At 64.2% G+C, this 17,078-nt stretch carries 17 protein-coding genes; 11 read left to right on the forward strand and 6 right to left on the reverse strand.

The annotated features are described in order from the left end of the window. On the forward strand, positions 1 to 801 hold an 801-nt coding region (locus BRAS3843_RS09385; protein WP_063710294.1), incomplete at its 5' end, for a DUF2182 domain-containing protein. 13 nt (positions 802 to 814) lie between these two features. Here the strand turns inward: BRAS3843_RS09385 and BRAS3843_RS09390 are convergent. Beyond that, positions 815 to 2,053: a YeeE/YedE family protein gene (locus tag BRAS3843_RS09390; RefSeq protein WP_008968603.1), complete on the reverse strand. Its 1,239-nt coding sequence runs from the start codon at positions 2,051 to 2,053 to the stop codon at positions 815 to 817. 256 nt (positions 2,054 to 2,309) lie between these two features. Here BRAS3843_RS09390 and BRAS3843_RS09395 point away from each other — a divergent pair, with 256 nt between their 5' ends. The 4 genes from BRAS3843_RS09395 to BRAS3843_RS09410 all read left to right on the forward strand — a co-directional run bounded on the left by BRAS3843_RS09395 (position 2,310) and on the right by BRAS3843_RS09410 (position 3,979). Continuing rightward, complete coding sequence (locus BRAS3843_RS09395) at positions 2,310 to 2,642, forward strand: metalloregulator ArsR/SmtB family transcription factor (protein WP_008968604.1); 333 nt, start codon at positions 2,310 to 2,312, stop codon at positions 2,640 to 2,642. Next, positions 2,635 to 3,099 carry an SRPBCC family protein gene (locus BRAS3843_RS09400; protein ID WP_008968605.1) on the forward strand — a complete coding sequence of 155 codons (465 nt, stop codon included), beginning with the start codon at positions 2,635 to 2,637 and terminating at the stop codon, positions 3,097 to 3,099. The genes BRAS3843_RS09395 and BRAS3843_RS09400 overlap by 8 nt, the downstream gene beginning before the upstream one ends. A gap of 488 nt (positions 3,100 to 3,587) precedes the next feature. After that, the gene (locus tag BRAS3843_RS09405; protein ID WP_008968606.1) at positions 3,588 to 3,773 is read left to right on the forward strand and encodes a hypothetical protein; all 186 of its coding nucleotides are present in this window, start codon (positions 3,588 to 3,590) and stop codon (positions 3,771 to 3,773) included. Then, positions 3,770 to 3,979, forward strand: coding sequence for a hypothetical protein (locus BRAS3843_RS09410; protein ID WP_008968607.1), 210 nt, complete (start codon positions 3,770 to 3,772; stop codon positions 3,977 to 3,979). The genes BRAS3843_RS09405 and BRAS3843_RS09410 overlap by 4 nt, the downstream gene beginning before the upstream one ends. 43 nt (positions 3,980 to 4,022) lie before the next feature. Here the strand turns inward: BRAS3843_RS09410 and mazG are convergent, their stop codons facing one another. Continuing rightward, entirely contained in the window at positions 4,023 to 4,835 is an 813-nt protein-coding gene (gene mazG / locus BRAS3843_RS09415; protein WP_008968608.1) for a nucleoside triphosphate pyrophosphohydrolase, read from the reverse strand. A 136-nt stretch (positions 4,836 to 4,971) separates the two neighbouring features. Here mazG and queC point away from each other — a divergent pair, with 136 nt between their 5' ends. After that, complete coding sequence (gene queC / locus BRAS3843_RS09420; protein WP_008968609.1) at positions 4,972 to 5,679, forward strand: 7-cyano-7-deazaguanine synthase QueC; 708 nt, start codon at positions 4,972 to 4,974, stop codon at positions 5,677 to 5,679. A gap of 86 nt (positions 5,680 to 5,765) precedes the next feature. On the opposite strand, the gene BRAS3843_RS09425 is transcribed toward queC, so the two are convergent. The 4 genes from BRAS3843_RS09425 to nthA form a co-directional block, all read right to left on the reverse strand. Beyond that, positions 5,766 to 6,515 (reverse strand): hypothetical protein, encoded by a 750-nt coding sequence (locus BRAS3843_RS09425; RefSeq protein ID WP_008968610.1) that lies wholly within the window; start codon positions 6,513 to 6,515, stop codon positions 5,766 to 5,768. 206 nt (positions 6,516 to 6,721) lie between these two features. Then, on the reverse strand, positions 6,722 to 7,108 hold the full coding sequence (locus tag BRAS3843_RS09430; RefSeq protein ID WP_008968611.1) for a nitrile hydratase accessory protein: 387 nt from the start codon (positions 7,106 to 7,108) through the stop codon (positions 6,722 to 6,724). Next, on the reverse strand, positions 7,105 to 7,767 hold the full coding sequence (gene nthB / locus BRAS3843_RS09435) for a nitrile hydratase subunit beta (RefSeq protein WP_008968612.1): 663 nt from the start codon (positions 7,765 to 7,767) through the stop codon (positions 7,105 to 7,107). Before nthB ends, BRAS3843_RS09430 begins: the two co-directional genes overlap by 4 nt. Next, positions 7,767 to 8,387: a nitrile hydratase subunit alpha gene (nthA, locus tag BRAS3843_RS09440; RefSeq protein ID WP_008968613.1), complete on the reverse strand. Its 621-nt coding sequence runs from the start codon at positions 8,385 to 8,387 to the stop codon at positions 7,767 to 7,769. Before nthA ends, nthB begins: the two co-directional genes overlap by 1 nt. Positions 8,388 to 8,586: 199 nt before the next feature. Between nthA and BRAS3843_RS09445 the strand changes: the two genes are divergently transcribed. From BRAS3843_RS09445 to BRAS3843_RS09465, 5 genes are all read left to right on the forward strand, one after another. Next, on the forward strand, positions 8,587 to 10,053 hold the full coding sequence (locus tag BRAS3843_RS09445) for a GH1 family beta-glucosidase (RefSeq protein ID WP_008968615.1): 1,467 nt from the start codon (positions 8,587 to 8,589) through the stop codon (positions 10,051 to 10,053). Positions 10,054 to 10,162: 109 nt separating this feature from the next. Further along, on the forward strand, positions 10,163 to 11,287 hold the full coding sequence (locus tag BRAS3843_RS09450; RefSeq protein WP_008968616.1) for a S1/P1 nuclease: 1,125 nt from the start codon (positions 10,163 to 10,165) through the stop codon (positions 11,285 to 11,287). A gap of 199 nt (positions 11,288 to 11,486) precedes the next feature. Next, positions 11,487 to 13,013, forward strand: coding sequence for a Wadjet anti-phage system protein JetA family protein (locus BRAS3843_RS09455; RefSeq protein ID WP_050886398.1), 1,527 nt, complete (start codon positions 11,487 to 11,489; stop codon positions 13,011 to 13,013). Continuing rightward, positions 13,003 to 13,641, forward strand: a complete 639-nt coding sequence (locus BRAS3843_RS09460) for a DUF4194 domain-containing protein (protein ID WP_008968618.1) — start codon at positions 13,003 to 13,005, stop codon at positions 13,639 to 13,641. Before BRAS3843_RS09455 ends, BRAS3843_RS09460 begins: the two co-directional genes overlap by 11 nt. Beyond that, a complete protein-coding gene (locus BRAS3843_RS09465) occupies positions 13,638 to 17,078 on the forward strand; it encodes an SbcC/MukB-like Walker B domain-containing protein (RefSeq protein ID WP_008968619.1) in 3,441 nt (1,146 codons plus the stop codon). Before BRAS3843_RS09460 ends, BRAS3843_RS09465 begins: the two co-directional genes overlap by 4 nt.

Consider the following 17,078-nt stretch of genomic DNA (forward strand, 5'->3'; position numbering starts at 1 on the left):
GAAACCGTGCTGCGGCGTGATCGATGGGTCATCGTCGGCGCGATCAGCATCATCGTCGCGCTCGCCTGGGCCTATGTGCTCTGGCTCGCCAACGACATGGACATGGGTGGCATGGACATGACCGGGTTTCGCATGATCCCGGCCGGGATCGGAATCATGCTGCCAGCCGACGAGCCGTGGAGAGCAATCGAGTTTGCCTATGTGTTCCTGATGTGGGTGGTGATGATGGTCGGAATGATGGCGCCCTCGGCGGCGCCTATGATCCTGATGTACGCCCGCGTGGGTCGGCAGGGAAAAGCACAGGGCAAGCCGTTCGCTGCGACCGGTTGGTTTGCGGCCGGTTATCTGCTTGCCTGGAGCGGCTTTTCGCTGGCAGCAACGGCTCTGCAATGGGGGATCGAGCGGGCAGCCCTGCTGGATTCCCGGATGGTGCTCGCCAGCAATCTGCTCGGTGGCATCGTGCTGATCGCGGTGGGCGTCTATCAATGGACACCGCTGAAGGACGTGTGTCTCGCCCAATGCCAGTCGCCGTTCCTGTTCCTGATGCGGCACGGCGGCTTTCGCCAGGACGTGCGAGGCTGCCTGCTGCTGGGGCTTCGGCACGGTGGCTATTGCGTCGGCTGCTGCTGGGTCCTGATGGCGCTGTTGTTCGTGGTCGGGGTGATGAACGTGCTTTGGATCGCGCTCCTGACTTTGCTTGTTCTCCTGGAGAAAGTCGCGCCGGCTGGACGGTGGATCGCGCGTATTGCCGGCGTCGCGAGTGTTGCCGCGGGCGCCTTGCTGCTGGCGTCCTCGCAATAGCGACAGGCTGTACCTACGCCTTTGCATTCCGGACCGCCATTCGTTCGATCGCCAGCCCGAACAGCGGACGTAGCCGCGTGCCCAGGATGTTGCCGGCGAAGGCGGCTACGAACCAGCACCAGCCATGCAGGCTTCCGGAGGCGATGCCGCTGAAATAGGCGCCGATGTTGCAGCCGTAGGCCAGTCGCGCGCCGTAGCCAAGCAGAAGCCCGCCCACGATCGCTGCCAGCAGCGATGCAGCGGGAACGCGCCACGTCGGTTGAAACTTGCCGGCCAGGCCTGCGGCCAGTAACGCGCCGATCATGATGCCGATATCCATCACGGACGTGACATCGTTGAAGATGCTCTGATACAGCGAGGCGGCCCGTGCGCCCTGCCAGTAGGGCCAGGACGCCACGTCCACGCCCGACAGCAGCAGGATCTTGGATCCCCACAGCGCGAAGGCAGATGTGATGCCCCAGGGGCGGCCTGCGAGATACAGCGTGGCAAAATTGCCGAGCGCCAGCGCGACCGCTCCCGCCAGCAATGGCCACGGTCCCTGCATGAGACGGCGCAGGCCCCGCAGCGACGTCCGTGCGCCAGGCTCGAGCTGGCCGTGGCTGCGCATCTCCGCGTGGAGAGTGAAGAGATAGATCGCGGCCATGATGAACAGGCAAAGCGCCAGCGCGGGCATCCAGCCGAGTGTGCCGATCAGTGAGACCACTCCGATGTTCGGCTGCGCGCTCCACCACGGCAGATGCAGCGCGCCGACCGTCGAGCCGACGATGAAGGCCGCGAGCGTCACCAGCATCCGTGTGTTGCCGCCGCCCGCGGTATAGAGCGTGCCCGATGCGCAGCCGCCGCCGAGCTGCATTCCCAGCCCGAACAGGAAGGCACCCGTGAGCATGCCGATTCCGACCGCGCCGTATTCGCCGTGAACGGGCTGGCCGAACAGCGTGCCATGCGCGAGCGCAGGGAAGAACAGCAGCACGGCAAACGCGAGCATGACCATCTGCGCGCGCAAGCCCGCGCCTCTCCGCGCGACAATGAAGACGCGCCAGGCCGAGGTGAAGCCGAACAGGGCATGATAGAGCGTGAGCCCGAGCGCGCCCCCGAGCAGCAGCAACAAACCTTGGCGCCAGGAGACCGTGGTGCTGAGCGTCGCGGCTCCGAGGATCAGGATGGCGGCCGCCAAGGCGACGACCATGGTATTCGCATTGTGACGGTTGTTATCGGGCGCCAGCAATCGGGCATCGATCGAAAGATCAGTCATTTTCGTTTCCGCAGAGAGGCGGGGCTGCATCCATAAGGGCTAACCTTCGCCGCCACGGACGGTTCCTTTGCCGTCGCTTTGCCGGAGAAGAGCGACCGTCGTAGCGCGCCAACTTGTCAGTTCGCCGGCATTCCCTGCCGCCATGCGGTGCTGCTGCCCGTGAACGCCATCAGCAATCGCTCCAAACGAAGTCGTGACTTGACGTGCAAGTGATCTCTTGCATATTTTCATGCAAGTATTTACTTGCATATTTGACATGTCCAAGCGCCACGACCCTGATGTTCTGTTCAAGGCTCTCGCCGACCCCAGCAGGCGCAAGCTGCTGGACGTGCTGCATGCCAATGACGGCCGTACGCTCAGTGAGCTGTGCGAGCATCTTGAGATGACGCGGCAGGGCGTGACGCAGCACTTGGACCTGCTGGCGAAAGCCAACCTGGTCGCAACAGTGCGGCAGGGCCGCGAGAAGCTGCACTTCCTCAATCCGGTGCCGCTGCAGGAGATCTATGACCGCTGGATCGCAAAGTTCGAAAGGCCGCGCCTCAAGGCGCTTTCGGATCTGAAACGACGTCTGGAGAAAGCCGATGACTAGATCGACCTTTGTCTATGTAACCTATATCCGGACCACGCCCGAGGAGCTTTGGTCGGCGCTGACCGACGTGGAGTTCATGAACCAATACTGGTTCGGTAATCACTGCGAGAGCCAGTGGACGGCAGGATCGCCCTGGAAGCTGGTGTCTGGTGCAGGTCAGATCCTCGATGCCGGCGAAATCGTCGAGGCCGAGCCTCCGCGGCGGCTGGTGATCCGCTGGCAACACCAGAGCAAGCCTGAGCTCAAGGCGGAAGGCGCGTCGCTATGCACGATCGAAGTGGAAAGGAGTGGCACAGCCGTCAAGCTGTCGATCACCCACACCATCGAACGGGAACAATCCAAACTCATCGAGGCTGTCTCCGGTGGCTGGCCGAAGGTTGTTTCCAACCTCAAATCCTTGCTGGAGACCGGCTCGATCGCGCTGGAGGACCCGTATCCGGAGGCAACTCAGGGCTAGCCGGCCGGGCCGAGCAAACGGCGCCGATCCAAGAGCTGCACGAGAAACAAGAGCTGGCTCACGTTCTTTTGCCGCTTCCTCAGCCGCCAGCGCTCGCTTAGGACGCCCGCAAAAACGGAACGGATGTCGGCGCCGGACTACTTAGATACCCGGGACATGAACGGCGGCTGAACTGGATCGGCGGCCGGTCGTCGCGCGTCGAATGGCCGGCATCTGGATAGAGGAGAGCGGCAGCTCTCAACGATCGTAGCGGCCATGTCCACCTTTGACCGATAGAAACCTAGCCCTCATTGAGCGGTTGATCGCACGCGTCGTAGGTCGCGCACACCGCGTGCCATCGACATTGAACTGCCTACGGCGATCCGTTCACGCGCTTTTGTCCCCGTGCTATCGCCGGCGGAGCTTCAAAGCCGGAACTGAAAGCCTAGATGGGGATGACATGATGATCATCCTTCTATGAAGGAAGCTGACGAACGATCGGAGCGACCATGGGCGAAGTCATTGAATTCATCCCGAAGGCCGAGCGCGAGCGCGTTCGGCTCATCCGCGAAGCGCGTGCCATCTATGACAGCATCTTCCCGCCGGCTGATCCGGTCGGCACGCAGAAGGCGGCGCCGGCGAGTCGTGTCGTCAACGGCGCGACCATCCGTCGGAGCGATGAGCGTCTGTCATGATCAAGATCATCGCCGTGCTGTGCAGCCTCTCGTCTCCGGCAGACTGCCGCGAGCAGATCGTCACCACTTCGGATTTCGCTGACGTGTCCGTGCAGTCCTGCCTGATGGGCATGCCCCAGCTCGCGGAATGGATGAAACAGCATCCCGCCGAACGTCTCGCAGCGTGGCGTTGCGTGGTCGGAAACCAGAACAGCAGGGGCGCTTAGGAGAGAAAGTCGCTCCCCAAGGCTCCAGCCGTATCAGGACGTTCTACTTCTCCTTGGCCTTGGCCTCGTTCCAGAGCTCGTCCATTTCGTCGAGCGAGGCATCGGCCGGTGCCCGGCCATCGGTCGCGAGCGCCTGCTCGATATAGGCGAAGCGGCGCTCGAACTTGGCATTGGTTGCGCGCAACGCCATCTCCGGATCGACCTTGGCGTGGCGCGCCAGATTGACCAGGGCGAACAAGAGATCGCCGGTCTCCTCCATCAGCTCTGTGGCATCGCCGGTATCGAGCGCGGCCTCGATCTCGTCGGCCTCTTCGCGGATCTTCTGCAGCACCGCGCGCGGGTCGTTCCAGTCGAAGCCGACCGTGGCTGCCCGCCGCTGCAGCTCCATCGCGCGCACCAGCGCCGGCTGGCCGGCCTTGACATCAGCAAGCAGGGACGGGTTAGCCGTCTCGTTGGGACGGCGGGCGGCGCGCTCGGCCTTTTCCTCGGCCTTGATGCGGTCCCAGGTGCCTTTGGTTGGCTGAATGATGTTGCCGTCCTTGTCCGGAAACACATGCGGATGGCGGCGGATCATCTTGGCGGTGATGGCTTCGACCACGTCGCCGAAGCCAAACTCCTGCTGCTCTTCTGCGATGCGGGCGTGATAGACCACCTGCAGCAGCAGGTCGCCGAGCTCCTCGCGGAGATCGTCGAGGTCGCCGCGGGCGATCGCTTCCGCAACCTCGTAGGCCTCCTCGATCGTATAGGGGGCGATTGTCGAGAACGTCTGTTCCAGGTCCCACGGGCAACCCGTCACGGGCGTGCGCAGGCGGGCCATAATCTCGATGAGGCGGGTGATGTCGCGGGAGGGCGTCATGGGGAGTCCTGATGGGAAGTCCTGGAACGAGGCAAGGTTTGAGGCCTGTATGCCTCAACAGCGACGCCCGTCCCAGTGAAAACGGCTGGGATTTCGTCCGGTTGGCGCGCGGCGCGGAGAGTGCTAATCGACCCCGATGACCACTCCGGATACCACCGCGCTGGTGCTGTTTTCCGGCGGCCAGGATTCGACGACATGTCTCGCCTGGGCGCTGGACCGCTTCGCGCGCGTCGAAACCATCGGCTTCGCCTATGGCCAGCGCCATGCGATCGAGCTCGACTGCCGGACACAGCTGATCGACGGCATCAAGACGCTAAGCCCCGGATGGGCGGCGAAGCTCGGCGAGAGCCACACGCTGGAGATCCCGACTTTGGCCGCGATCTCGGAGACGGCGCTGACCCGCGACGTCGCGATCGAGATGGGGGCAGACGGCCTGCCCAATACCTTCGTGCCCGGCCGCAATCTCGTCTTCCTGACCTTTGCAGCTGCGCTCGCCTACCGCCGCGGCATCCGCCATATCGTCGGCGGCATGTGCGAGACCGACTATTCCGGCTATCCGGATTGCCGCAACGAGACCATCAAGGCGCAGGAGGCCGCCCTCAACCTCGGCATGGCCAGGAATTTCGAGCTGCACACGCCTTTGATGTGGCTGTCGAAGGCTGCGACCTGGCAGCTTGCGCACGACCTCGGCGGGGCAGGGCTGGTCGACCTGATCCGCGACCACTCCCACACCTGCTATCTCGGCGAGCGTGGCGCGCGGCACGAGTGGGGCTATGGCTGCGGCCGGTGCCCGGCCTGCGAGCTGCGCGCCAAAGGCTGGCACGAATACGTCGCGGGCACCTAGGCCTTTGCGGGGAGGTCGGATGCGGGGAGCGTCGGGGTTTAACATCCGCCCCCCGACGCCTCGCGGTGACCGCTTGATCTCCGAGATCAGGCGGCAGCTTCGTCGGTCTCGTCGAAGCTTTTCAGCTGCTCTGGAATCGTCGAATAGGGCTCGGTCCTTGCTGCAGCCGGGCTCGCCGTCGCCGATGTCGCCTCGGCGAGATCGCGATAGGCGATGTCGCGCAGATCCTCGTCCGCGTCCGCCGCTTCGTGGTGCGCCGACGCGAGCTGGACCGCAACGATGTCATCCTCGACGAGCTCGGCGTCGATATCGATCGGCGCAACCGGCGCCGCTGGGATCGGAGCGTCGTCTTCGTCCTCGAGCGCGATGGCGCGGACCTCGGCATCCGCGAGCTCGTCGATCTCGACATGCATCGGCTCTTCGGCCTCGGCCGGCACGATCTCTGGTTCGGTAGGGGCGGAGACCGCGGGCGCAATTGCGGCTTCGGCCGGCACCTCAGGCTGTTCCACGATGCTCGCTTGATCCTTGCTCTGGACACCGAGCTCGACCGAGATCTCCTTGATCAGCCTGTCGATCGCGAGCAGCGCACGATATTCGGGAACGCTGTTGAGATGCTGCTCGTATCGGTTGCGCGCGAATTGCAGCGAGTCGATCACCTCGGCTGCGATCGGCGACAGCTCCGCGCCGTTCTGAAGCGCATGAGCTGCGCGTTCGGTCGAGCTTTCGACCTGCAGGTAAGCCTCGTACTGCGGAAGCGATTTCAGCTGCTCGTGATAGTTCTGACGCAGCGCGACGAGCGAGTTCACGATGTTTCCGAAAGATTCGACCTCAGACATTGCGTGTCCCCTGCTTCCCTCGTCCCGGGAGTCCCATGCGGCGGTTGGTCGTCCAATGCGAGCTGGCCGTCGCCGCTCGTGCACTCAGATTGCATCTGCTATCGCGCGGACGCCAGCACCTCGGCTCGGAAATTCGCGGGCGATGGTTGCGATAAGGTTTCGTCGAAGCCGATAGGTACTCACAAACGGATGATTCGCGTACCGCTTCAGCCGGAAAAATCCGATTGTGTCAGCTCGATCGGCCTGCCGTGCGGGGTACGGTCCGCGGCGCGATCCCAGGCGTCGCGATAGCGCGTCAGGGTTGTAGCCGAAGTGACACCTTTTTCGGCCACCAGCCGCTCCAGGGTCGCGAGCCAATGCAAGTAATAGGTCTCTCCGGTGTCGGCATCGCCTTCTGCTTGCGCGCGCGTAATTTCCTGGGCCAGCGCGGAGGCCCATTCCGGCCAGGTGAACAAGCCGCGCGCATGCAGCGAGACCGCGATCGCGAAGGCATGCGCTTCCCACGGCGCACGAAACACCGGACCGTCGCCATCCCGTGGAATGCCGGGAACGGCATGGGCCGCCTGTTGCGCGGCATTGCGATCCGCGCTCATCGCGCCGGCTCCAGATACGGCTCGAAGGCATCGACCGTGACCTCGAGCATTGGGTCGGGCGCGTCGGGCCAAAGCTCCGCGCCGCTGAACGATACCGTGTAGAGCCATTGCGGAGCTTCGCCGGTACCGTTGGCGTTGCTGTCGGGGAAGACATGCACGCCTCTGACCGCTTCGATCCGCCCGATATGGCCGCGCACGTAGCGAGGCAGGCGCGTATGGGTCGGCGGATGAATATCCTTGGCACGCACGGGATCGCCGACTTTGAACAGCGCCGGCGCGACAGGCCCGCGCTCGGTCGGGCCGCCCCGATGCAGCATCGCAGCGACATCAGCCGCGGTCAGGATCTTCGGCACAGCCTTGCCCGGATGCAGCACGTGTCCGGCGGCGACCTCGTCGGCCTCGACCAGATGACGTTCGAGCAGCAGCTGCTGGAGGCCGGCGAGCCAGATCTCGTAGTAGCTCATGCCGAGATAGTCGGCCGCAGGCCGGTTCTCGCGCGCAAAGCGCGACATATCGATGTTCCAGCCGCCCGGCATCGCCATCGCCAAGGTGATCGCAAACGCCCGTCGCTCCCATTCGGCGTGAAATACCGGCTCGTTCGGCTCAGGCTTCACCGGGCCGGACCAGGGCACGCCGCCCATGTCATGCGCGCCGTCCATCACGCCACCTCGCCGGGCTGCTTCGGCAGGCCGGTGCCGATCATGCTGTCGCGGGTGACCAGCTCGGAGAGCTTCTCTTCGCTCCAGCCTTCGGTGCCTTCGGGCCGCATCGGCAGCACGAAATAGCGGATCTCCGCGGTCGAATCCCAGACGCGGATCTTAGTCGTCGGCGGCAGCTCGAAACCGAAATCCTGCAACACGCCGCGCGGATCCTTCACCGCCTTGGCGCGATAGGGCGCCGATTTGTACCAGACCGGCGGCAGACCCAAGACCGGCCAGGGATAGCAGGAGCACAGCGTGCACACGACCATGTTTTGCAGCTCGGGCGTATTCTCGACCGCGACGATATGTTCGCCCTGGCGCCCGGCATAGCCGAGCTCGCCGATGGCGGGCGTCGCATCGGCCAGCAGGCGGGCGCGAAAAGCGGGATCGGTCCAGGCCCGCGCTACCACGCGGGCGCCGTTGCGCGGACCGACCTTCGTCTCATACGTTTCGATCAGGACGTCGAGCGCGGCCGGATCGATATAGCCCTTTTCGGTGAGGATGGATTCGAGCGCGCGAACCCGCAGCTCGGTCTCGGACAGCTCCGAGTGGTCATGGTCGTGATGGTGATCTGTCATGATTCAACCATAGGCGCAATCAAGCCAGGCTGTCGAGCGGACCGTGCATGAGCGCAATGGCCTCAATGTGGCGCCATATGGCGCACACTCGCATAGAATTCATCGCGACGGCGGTTCAAATTCCGGGGCGGATGTGGTTCCTGGTTCCCTCGGCGCGCGACGAGCGCGATCCCAGCACTTGCGAATTCAAGGACTGCCAATGCCGAACGATGTGTCCCGCCGCGATTTTGCCAAGCTAGCCGGTCTCGCCGCACTGGGGACGTCCGGCGATGCGGCCGCGGCCAAGGCGGAGGAGGGACCCGTGACCAACGATATTCTGCGCCAATTCCCGCGTGATTTCGTCTGGGGCACCGCGACCTCGTCCTATCAGATCGAGGGTGGTGCCCAGGCGGACGGCCGCGGCCCTTCGATCTGGGACGTATTCAGCCATGCGCAGAGCAATATCGAGGACGGCAGCAACGGCGACGTCGCTTGCGACCACTATCATCGCTACAAGGACGACGTTCGCCTGATCAAGGAGCTCGGCTGCAAGGCGTATCGGTTTTCCATTGCTTGGCCGCGGTTGTTTCCGGACGGCGACGGCAGGCCAAATCCGAAAGGCCTGGATTTCTACAACAGGCTGGTGGACGAGCTGCTTGCCAACGGCATCACGCCTTATGCCACGCTCTACCACTGGGACCTGCCGCAGGCACTGCAGGAGCGCGTCGGCGGTTGGCGCTCGGCCGACACTGCGAAGGCCTTCGCGGACTATTCCGGCTATGTCGCCGAGCATCTGACCGACCGCGTCAAGACCGTCTTCACCGTGAACGAATGCGGGCGCTTCATCCCGTTCGGCTATGGCCTCGGCATCGACGCGCCCGGACTGAAGCTGCCGCAGGCCGAGGTGAACCAGGCCCGCCACCATGTGGCCTTGGCGCATGGGCTCGCAGTGCAGGCGATCCGCGCCAAGGGGCGCGCCGGGACACGTGTCGGCATGGCCGAGAACATCACGGCCTGCGTGCCGGCGATCGACACGCCGGAGAACATCCGGGCCGCCGAGATTGCGACGCGCGAGTTGAATGCCGGCTTCCTCAATGTGATCCTGGAAGGCCGCTATACCGACGCCTTCCTGGCCTGGGCGGGAAAGGACGCGCCGAAATTCACGGCGGAGGAGCTGAAGACCATCGCGGCGCCGGTCGATTTCGTCGGGCTCAACATCTACGCGCCGCAGGCCTATGTGGTCGCGAGCGATCACGCGCCCGGCTTCGACGTGCTGCCGATGCCGGCCTCGTTTCCGCACATGAGCTCGCCCTGGCTCAGGATCGGGCCGGAGACCGCCTATTGGGTGCCGAGGCTCGCCGCCAAGATCTGGAATCTGAAGACCATCTATATCACCGAGAACGGCACCTCGTCCGACGACCAGTTGACACCCGACGGCAAGGTCCACGACCTCGACCGCGTAATGTATCTCCGCAATTATCTTGGACAGCTGCAGCGCGCGACTGCCGAGGGCGTGCCGGTCAAGGGTTACTTCCTGTGGAGCCTGATGGACAACTTCGAATGGGTGTTCGGCTATCGGCAGCGCTTCGGCATCTACCATGTCGATTTCGACACCCAGGTGCGCACACCCAAGCTCAGCGCATCCTTTTACCGCCATGTGATCGCGAAAAATGCGCTGTTGGTGTGAGGCGCACTAAACCACCGTCATGATTCGCTCGGAAGATGCGCTGCTGGTCTTGTAGCTTCAAAAGTTGCATGGTGGCCGGCAGGCAGAAAGATCGTCCGGGAGATCCGACATGATGCGCATGACGCTCATCCTCAGCCTGCTCTGCAGCGTGGTGTACCTGCATCCGGCAAGGGTGATGGCCTGGGGCTATCAGGGTCATGAGGTGGTCGGCGCGATCGCCGATGAGCTGATCAAGGACAATGCCAACGCCAGCAAGCAGGTTCATGAGATCCTCAACAGCCCGCTGCCATCGGCTGACGAGATCAAGGACCAGCAGGACCTGCTGCCCAGCAAGAGCGATTTGAAGCTGCAGCAGGCCGGCCCCTGGGCCGACTGCGTCAAGGCGGTCACGCACCACGACGGCGACCGCTTCAAATACGAGCTCGATCCCAACCATCCGGAATATGAGACGCCATGCATTCCCTTCAACTCGGCGCTGGAGCGGGCGCGGATGGAGGACTATGTGAAGCACAATTGGAGCGCGCCGGACTGCACTTATCAGCCGTTAGGCTTCGAGCAGGGGTGCCACAACAACTATCATTTCGCCGACGTGGCGATCCAGCGCGACAGCTACGACCGCAGCGATCTCGGCACCAGCTCACACGATGTGGTCTCGGCCATCAATGCAGCGATCGCGGTCCTGACCGATCAGACGCCCGCGCCGCCTTTCAAAATCCGCGACAAGAAGGAGGCGCTGCTGCTCCTGACGCATTTCGTCGGCGATCTGCATCAGCCGCTGCATGTCGGCGCGGTCTATCTCGATGCGCAGAGCGGCGCGCGAGTCGATCCCGACGCCGCGCATGCGATTGACCCGACGACAGAGACGGCCGGCGGCAATTCCATCAAGGACGAGAACGTCGTCCTGCACGGCGAATGGGATGACATCCCGTTCGATCTCGGACTGAAGGCGACGGCCGAGCTGATGACGAGCGCCCGCGCGGTGCCGGCTGACACCACGCCGATGGACGGCTGGGCCGCGCTATGGGCCACCGACACGCTGAAAGTCGCGCAGGACGCGTTCAACGGCCTGAGCTTCGGCCCGAAGGGGACAGATCACAAATGGCCGGTCTCGTACGGCAGCCCCGAGAAGCACATGGCCTATCTGCACCATATGGATGAGGTGAAGCGACAGCAGCTCGCCAAGGCCGGCGCGCATCTGGCGGAGATCCTCAACACGATCTGGCCGAAGAACTGACAGAAGAGCTGAGGCGGCCAGGCGCGGGGCGGAACGTCACGGCATCGGCCGCCGAGCGGCGCCGCATGCTCAAAACTTCAGCCTGAGGGCAGCGACGCACGGGGTGGACAAGTGCCACGCGCCGCTTTAATTTCGAACGAAAAGGGAACGATTCGGCTGAACCTTCGTGCCGGGCGTGTAGCTGCGCCCGAGGGAGTAGGTGTTGCTGTTCCGATACCTCCATGATGACGCGTTTCTCGCCTTCTCGCGGGAGCACAAGCATCTCTATGCGGCCTGCCTGCTCGACCTGTACGAGCGCTTCTTTTCGGGCGCGCCGGCGTTTCCCACGCCGCAGGAGGTGACGCATGCCATCTACGACGTCATGCGCGCCAATCCCACGCTGTGGAACGAGGATGACGATTTCGGCGACCCGCTGCCGGAGGTGATCTCCGCTGGAAGGCGCCGCATCAAGCGCGCCGGCAGCGGTCAGACGGAGGAGTCCGATCGGGCGCTGGAGATCGCCCGTCAGGTCTATGCGCGGCTGGTCGGCTGGGGCTGGCTCGAGGAGGAGGAATACGGGCTTCGCGTCACCGTCGACATGTCGATGGGGCCGCTGCTCGTCGTCCAGCGGTTGGCAAGCCTGAACAAGGACGTCTCGCAGCGCTTTGGCGGCCTGATCGTGACCGTGCGGCTCAACCTGGAGGCCGTCGAGAAACTCATGCCCGACGTGACCGACCGCAAGCAGCGGGAGGTCGCGCTCGCCGTCCGCGAGGCCCGCAACCAGGTTGACCATTTCACCAAGAGCCTGCGCGCCATCCTGTCTGACCTCAAGCGCATCCGCAGAGCGGTCATGGATTCGAAAACGGTGGGCGACCGGCTGGAGGCGTTCTTCGAGGAGTTCGTCGGGCAGCTGCTGCTGCGGGATTTCGAGTCGATCCTCACCTTCAACCATCCCTATCGTTTTCGTGACGCGATCGTCGATCTGGCGCGACGGATCGCGCATACGCCACCGACGATGCAGGTCTTGGCCGAGGAGTACAAGGCGTCCGGCATCTCGCCCTCCATGGCCGAGGCGGCACGCGACGCCGAGGACGATCTGCTGGCGATCGAGAGCACCTTCGGCCAGATCGGCGAGATGTTCGAACGGATCGAGTCGTTCCGTCGCCAACTGGAAGGGCGGGTCCGCAACACCATCAAATATGCCGAGCGCGGCACCCAGGGCCTGGTCGGGCGCGCCGGCGATATCGTGCGCCGGCTTGATCATCTGCTCGCGCTCGGGCGGCATACGACCGCGACCGTGGAATGGAGCCTCGAGCCGTTGCGCTCGCCTTGGTCCGAATATCAGCACGCGCCGAGCCGCGAGCCGCGAAAGCCGATGGAGGCGCAGGCGCTCGGCGAGCGGCCGAGCGATCCGCTCTACGAGATCAGGAAGCAGCTTCGGCTGGACTACATCGCCCGCATCGCGCCCGGTCCTGCGCAGATCCGCTCCTTCCTGGAGCGGCAGGTGCCGAACGGCGGCATGCGCGAGGCGCGGTTCATCGCGCTTTCGACAATCGACGATTTCCTCGCCTTCGATGCCGCGCGCCGCCTTGCTCTGGGCCGGGACGTGCCCGCCGAGATCGCCCGGCATTTCGAACTGGAATTCGCGCCCAATACGCCGCCCCATGACAGCGAATGGCTGCGCTGCGCCAACTTCATCATCCGCCGGCGCGCCGCGACAGCGATGAGACGCATCCATGCTCAGTGAATTCGAGGCCATCGAACGCACCTATGGCGCCGAGCGCGCCGGCGATCTGCGCAAGGCGCTGCATTTCCTGCTGCGGCGGCAGTTCGTGTTCGCCGGCGATCCGCGTTCGGCCACCGTCTACAACACCGTCATGGACGGCCGCTTCCGGGCCGTCGTGGACGGCTTCTTCGACAGTTGCGGCTATCGCGTTCATCGCGACGCAGAGGCGCAATGGGCCGGGATCACCGCCATGGGCGAGGACGTGCCATTGCCGCGCATGAAGCTCGACGAGACCATCGTGATCCTGGTGCTGGCGGCGCACTGGCAGGACGAGGTCAATGTTGGTGCGGTCGAGGATCGCGCGGTCGTCGTGACCACGCTCAACACGCTGTTCGACCGCTACAAGGACATGGTGCACCGGAACGGATCGAGCGCGATCACGCCGTCGCGCTTCCGCGAGGTCCTCAAAGAAGCCTCGCAACGCGGCCTGGTCGATCTTGGCGATCTCGATGCCGAGGCGCAGGACCTGGAGGTCGCGATCCGCCCGATGATCAAGCTGATCTCCGGCGCCGATGCCCTGCAGCGGATCGAGCGCTATGTCCGCTCGCAGGAGGTGGGCCTCGCCGTGGTCGAGGGAGACGACGCATGATGGAGCTGCGTCACATCGCCATGGTGAACTGGCATCTGTTCGACATCGAGGATGTCGAGATCACCGGCCATGTCGGCGTCTTCGGCGAGAACCGCTCGGGCAAATCGACCATTCTCGACATGGCGCAAGTGGTGCTGACCGGCGGCAACCGCAACGTCCAGCGGCTCAACGCGGTCGCGGGCGACAAGGGCCGCAGCCGCAGCGCATCGAAGCGCAGCGTGCTCGACTACTGCCTGGGAACGCTGGGCGAGGATCAGCGCAAGCGTGACCAGGCCCGCACCTATATCTGCCTCGGCTTCGTCGACAGCGATGGCCAGCGCGATCCCGTTACGATCGGCATGGCGATCGAGGCGCGCCGCTCGGAGAGCAGCGAGACCGTGCTCGGGCGTTTTGTTGTCACGGGCAAAATCCTGACGTCGGATGATTTCATCGAAAAGCGCGACGGCAAGAAATTTCCCGCCGAATGGGATGCCGTCCGCAACCGCATCATCGCATCTGTCGGGCAGGGCAACTTCGTCAATCACCGCGACAAGGCGATCGACTATGTCCGCGAATATATGCGCAAGCTGGTGCCGCACGTCTCGGTGGTTGGCGAGCAGAACGCCAATGCGCTGCAGAAGGCCGTCGTCAACGCGATGACGCTGGATCACGACCAGACCGCGACCGAGTTCGTGCGCAACTACGTTCTCGAGCGCAACAACATGCGGGTCGGCGAGCTGCGCGAGTCGATCCGCACCTACCGCAACATCAACGACACCATCAAGACCATGCGCGAGAAACTGGAGGCGCTTCTTGCCTTGCGCGCCATCATCGCTGAGCTTGCCGGCGCCTATGAGCGACGGGCCTGCGAGCAATGGATCGCGCGGCGCGGCACTTGGTTGTCGGCCCGCGCCGCCTATCAGATCCAGATGGCAAAATTCGCCGAGGAAGCGGCCAAGCGCGATGCGGCCAAGGCGGAGATGGATTTTCTCGACCAGGACATCGAGGCGATCGAGACTGAAGTCCGCAGACTCGAGCGGGCGATCGCCGAGCATGACGCCAGGACCGGGCGGAACGCACTTGCGCAGGCCCGTGACGCGGCGGGACAGGCGATGCAGCGGGCGGTGGCTGCCTTCGAGGCACGGCTTGGCCGGCTGCGCGCGCTCGAACCGCTCTGCGCCATGACCGGATACGGGTTTGACGATCTCATTCGACCGCTCTCGCAAGCAACGAAAACCGGCCGAGATGCGGCGATCGATCGCACGACGACGGTGCTGGTCGAGGCGGAAGCCAAACTGTTGTCGCAAGATCCGGCGCTGCTCGACAAGGTCGACGAGTCGCGTCGACGGCTGATCCGGCAGGCCGACGATGAGCGTGCGCGCGCCGAGCAGCTCCGGGAGCGGCTGCGCATCCATTCGAGCGGAGCAGGGGCCGCGCATCTCAGTGATGTCACGCTGCATCTCTGTCGCAAGCTGCGGCAGGCCAATATGGTGCCGCGGATCCTCTGCGAGTTGGTCGAAGTCGGAGACGAGTCCTGGACAGCCGCCGCCGAAGGCCTGCTCGGCCGCGACCGCGAGGCCGTGTTCGTTGATCGTTCCGACATCGCGCAGGCGACCGCGCTGTTCAAGGAAGGCCGGCGTGAGTTCCGAGGCGCCTCTCTGGTCAGCCTGAACAAGCTTGATCCGCTCAAGGTGCCGCCGCTGCCCGGCACATTTCCTTCACTGTTCAAATCCGACGACGCCGACGCGTTGGCCTTCATTTCACGGCGGCACGGATCGGTGCGCCTCGCTGACACGCTTGCGCAGTTCAACGATCCGGGCCGGGCAATCATGCGCGACGGCCTCTACGATGACGGCCTGGTCCGCTCCCACCGCGCCGCCGAACCTGCGTCGTTCAAGATCGGCAAATCAGCGCAAGCGCGCCTCGCGAACGAAATGCGGGATGAGGTCGAGAGGCTGACGGAGCAGTGCGCGCGCAGCGAGGCGGCCGCGCGATTGGCCGATAAGGCCTATGGCGAGCTGCGCCGCTTTTTCGACGACCGATCTGTCACCTTCGCCTCGATCATCGCCGACTTCGCGAAGGCCCGGCAGGAGAATGACGAAATTGCCGAGCGCGTCGCCGCGCTCGATGGCGAAGGCGACGGCGGGTTGCGCGACAAGCGGCGGGAGCAGCGCAAGCTGCGCGAGCACAGGATCGAGCAGAAACGAAGTCAGCAGCACGCCTTCAATACGCATCTGCTCGAAGCCGGGAAGGCGGAGGGCGTGATCGGGGGCGGAGAAAACATTCCAGGCTCCCGGCTCAGCGTCAGGCATGCTTGGAATTTGTATGGCAAGAGCTTGCTGCTCTATGACCGGCTCGCGGGGCGCGCGACCTATCGCAACCGGCTCGATGCCTCACCAAAGCGGCCGGAGGCGGATCGCCACCGCGCCATTGCCGATGCCGCGACAAAGGCGGCCGAGGCCGCCGAGACCGAGCGCAACCGGATCGAACGTGACGTGCGCCGTGCGCTCGGTGCTTATTTCGACAAGTTCGGCGTCGTGACGCAGGTCGGCGTTGAGAGCGAGCCGCTCGGTGAAGTCAAGCCGTGGATGGATCTCCTGATCGAGGAGATGGAAACCAGCGAGCTGCGCAAATATGAGAGCCAGGCGCGCGAGGCAGCAGAGAAGGCCGCGACCCTGCTGCGGGGCCAGTTCATCAACGCGCTGACCTCCAGGATTGCGAAAATGGAACGCGAGCTGACCGCAATGAACCGCGGTCTCGCCGATCACCCGTTCCACAATGAGAAGTATTCGTTCCATCACACCCGGCTGGCCGAATTCCAGCCGATCCTGAAGATCATCGAGATCGGCAAGACCTCTCCGGAAGCGCTCGACATGCTGTTTCGGGGCGACGAGGTGCCCGAGGATTTTCCGCACCGGGACACTTTGCGCGAGATCGAGGTGCTGCTGGAAGATCCCGAAAAGGATTTCAGCGAGTTCGAGGACTATCGCAACTTCTTCACCTTCGAGATCATCATGGAGGACATCGTCAGCGGCCGCAGGACCCGCTGGGAGACGCGGCGCGGGACCGGCTCGGGTGCCGAGCAGCAGGTGCCGATCTATGTCTCGATCGGCGCCTCACTGGCGTCGGTCTATGGCAGCGGCGGCCGGCATGGCGGCCGTGCGCCGGGCATGGCGCTTGCGATCTTCGACGAGGCTTTCTCCAAGATGGACGGCAAGAACCAGCGGCAGATGATGAGCTTCTACAAGAAGCTGGGCTTGCAGATCATCATCGCCGCGCCGAACGAGAAGCGCGTGGCCGTTCTGGAGCACATCGACACCGTGATCGAGGTCGACCGGATCGGCGAGAGCGCCCGGGCGAGCGTGGCGCAACTGAAGGAGCGCGCCCGCGCCGAGCTGAGGGCGATGGATCCGGACCTGCTGTCGGATGACGAATTGAAGAAGCTGGCGGCCGAGTAG

This window comes from Bradyrhizobium sp. STM 3843 (assembly GCF_000239815.1).
GTDB lineage: Bacteria > Pseudomonadota > Alphaproteobacteria > Rhizobiales > Xanthobacteraceae > Bradyrhizobium.

What these genes read in the sequence shown, in the direction of transcription:
- BRAS3843_RS09390 (WP_008968603.1), bottom strand. Translation starts at nt 2,053, where the DNA reads ATGACTGATCTTTCGATCGATGCCCGATTGCTGGCGCCCGATAACAAC.
- BRAS3843_RS09395 (WP_008968604.1), top strand. Translation starts at nt 2,310, where the DNA reads ATGTCCAAGCGCCACGACCCTGATGTTCTGTTCAAGGCTCTCGCCGAC.
- BRAS3843_RS09400 (WP_008968605.1), top strand. Translation starts at nt 2,635, where the DNA reads ATGACTAGATCGACCTTTGTCTATGTAACCTATATCCGGACCACGCCC.
- BRAS3843_RS09405 (WP_008968606.1), top strand. Translation starts at nt 3,588, where the DNA reads ATGGGCGAAGTCATTGAATTCATCCCGAAGGCCGAGCGCGAGCGCGTT.
- BRAS3843_RS09410 (WP_008968607.1), top strand. Translation starts at nt 3,770, where the DNA reads ATGATCAAGATCATCGCCGTGCTGTGCAGCCTCTCGTCTCCGGCAGAC.
- mazG (WP_008968608.1), bottom strand. Translation starts at nt 4,835, where the DNA reads ATGACGCCCTCCCGCGACATCACCCGCCTCATCGAGATTATGGCCCGC.
- queC (WP_008968609.1), top strand. Translation starts at nt 4,972, where the DNA reads ATGACCACTCCGGATACCACCGCGCTGGTGCTGTTTTCCGGCGGCCAG.
- BRAS3843_RS09425 (WP_008968610.1), bottom strand. Translation starts at nt 6,515, where the DNA reads ATGTCTGAGGTCGAATCTTTCGGAAACATCGTGAACTCGCTCGTCGCG.
- BRAS3843_RS09430 (WP_008968611.1), bottom strand. Translation starts at nt 7,108, where the DNA reads ATGAGCGCGGATCGCAATGCCGCGCAACAGGCGGCCCATGCCGTTCCC.
- nthB (WP_008968612.1), bottom strand. Translation starts at nt 7,767, where the DNA reads ATGGACGGCGCGCATGACATGGGCGGCGTGCCCTGGTCCGGCCCGGTG.
- nthA (WP_008968613.1), bottom strand. Translation starts at nt 8,387, where the DNA reads ATGACAGATCACCATCACGACCATGACCACTCGGAGCTGTCCGAGACC.
- BRAS3843_RS09445 (WP_008968615.1), top strand. Translation starts at nt 8,587, where the DNA reads ATGCCGAACGATGTGTCCCGCCGCGATTTTGCCAAGCTAGCCGGTCTC.
- BRAS3843_RS09450 (WP_008968616.1), top strand. Translation starts at nt 10,163, where the DNA reads ATGATGCGCATGACGCTCATCCTCAGCCTGCTCTGCAGCGTGGTGTAC.
- BRAS3843_RS09460 (WP_008968618.1), top strand. Translation starts at nt 13,003, where the DNA reads ATGCTCAGTGAATTCGAGGCCATCGAACGCACCTATGGCGCCGAGCGC.
- BRAS3843_RS09465 (WP_008968619.1), top strand. Translation starts at nt 13,638, where the DNA reads ATGATGGAGCTGCGTCACATCGCCATGGTGAACTGGCATCTGTTCGAC.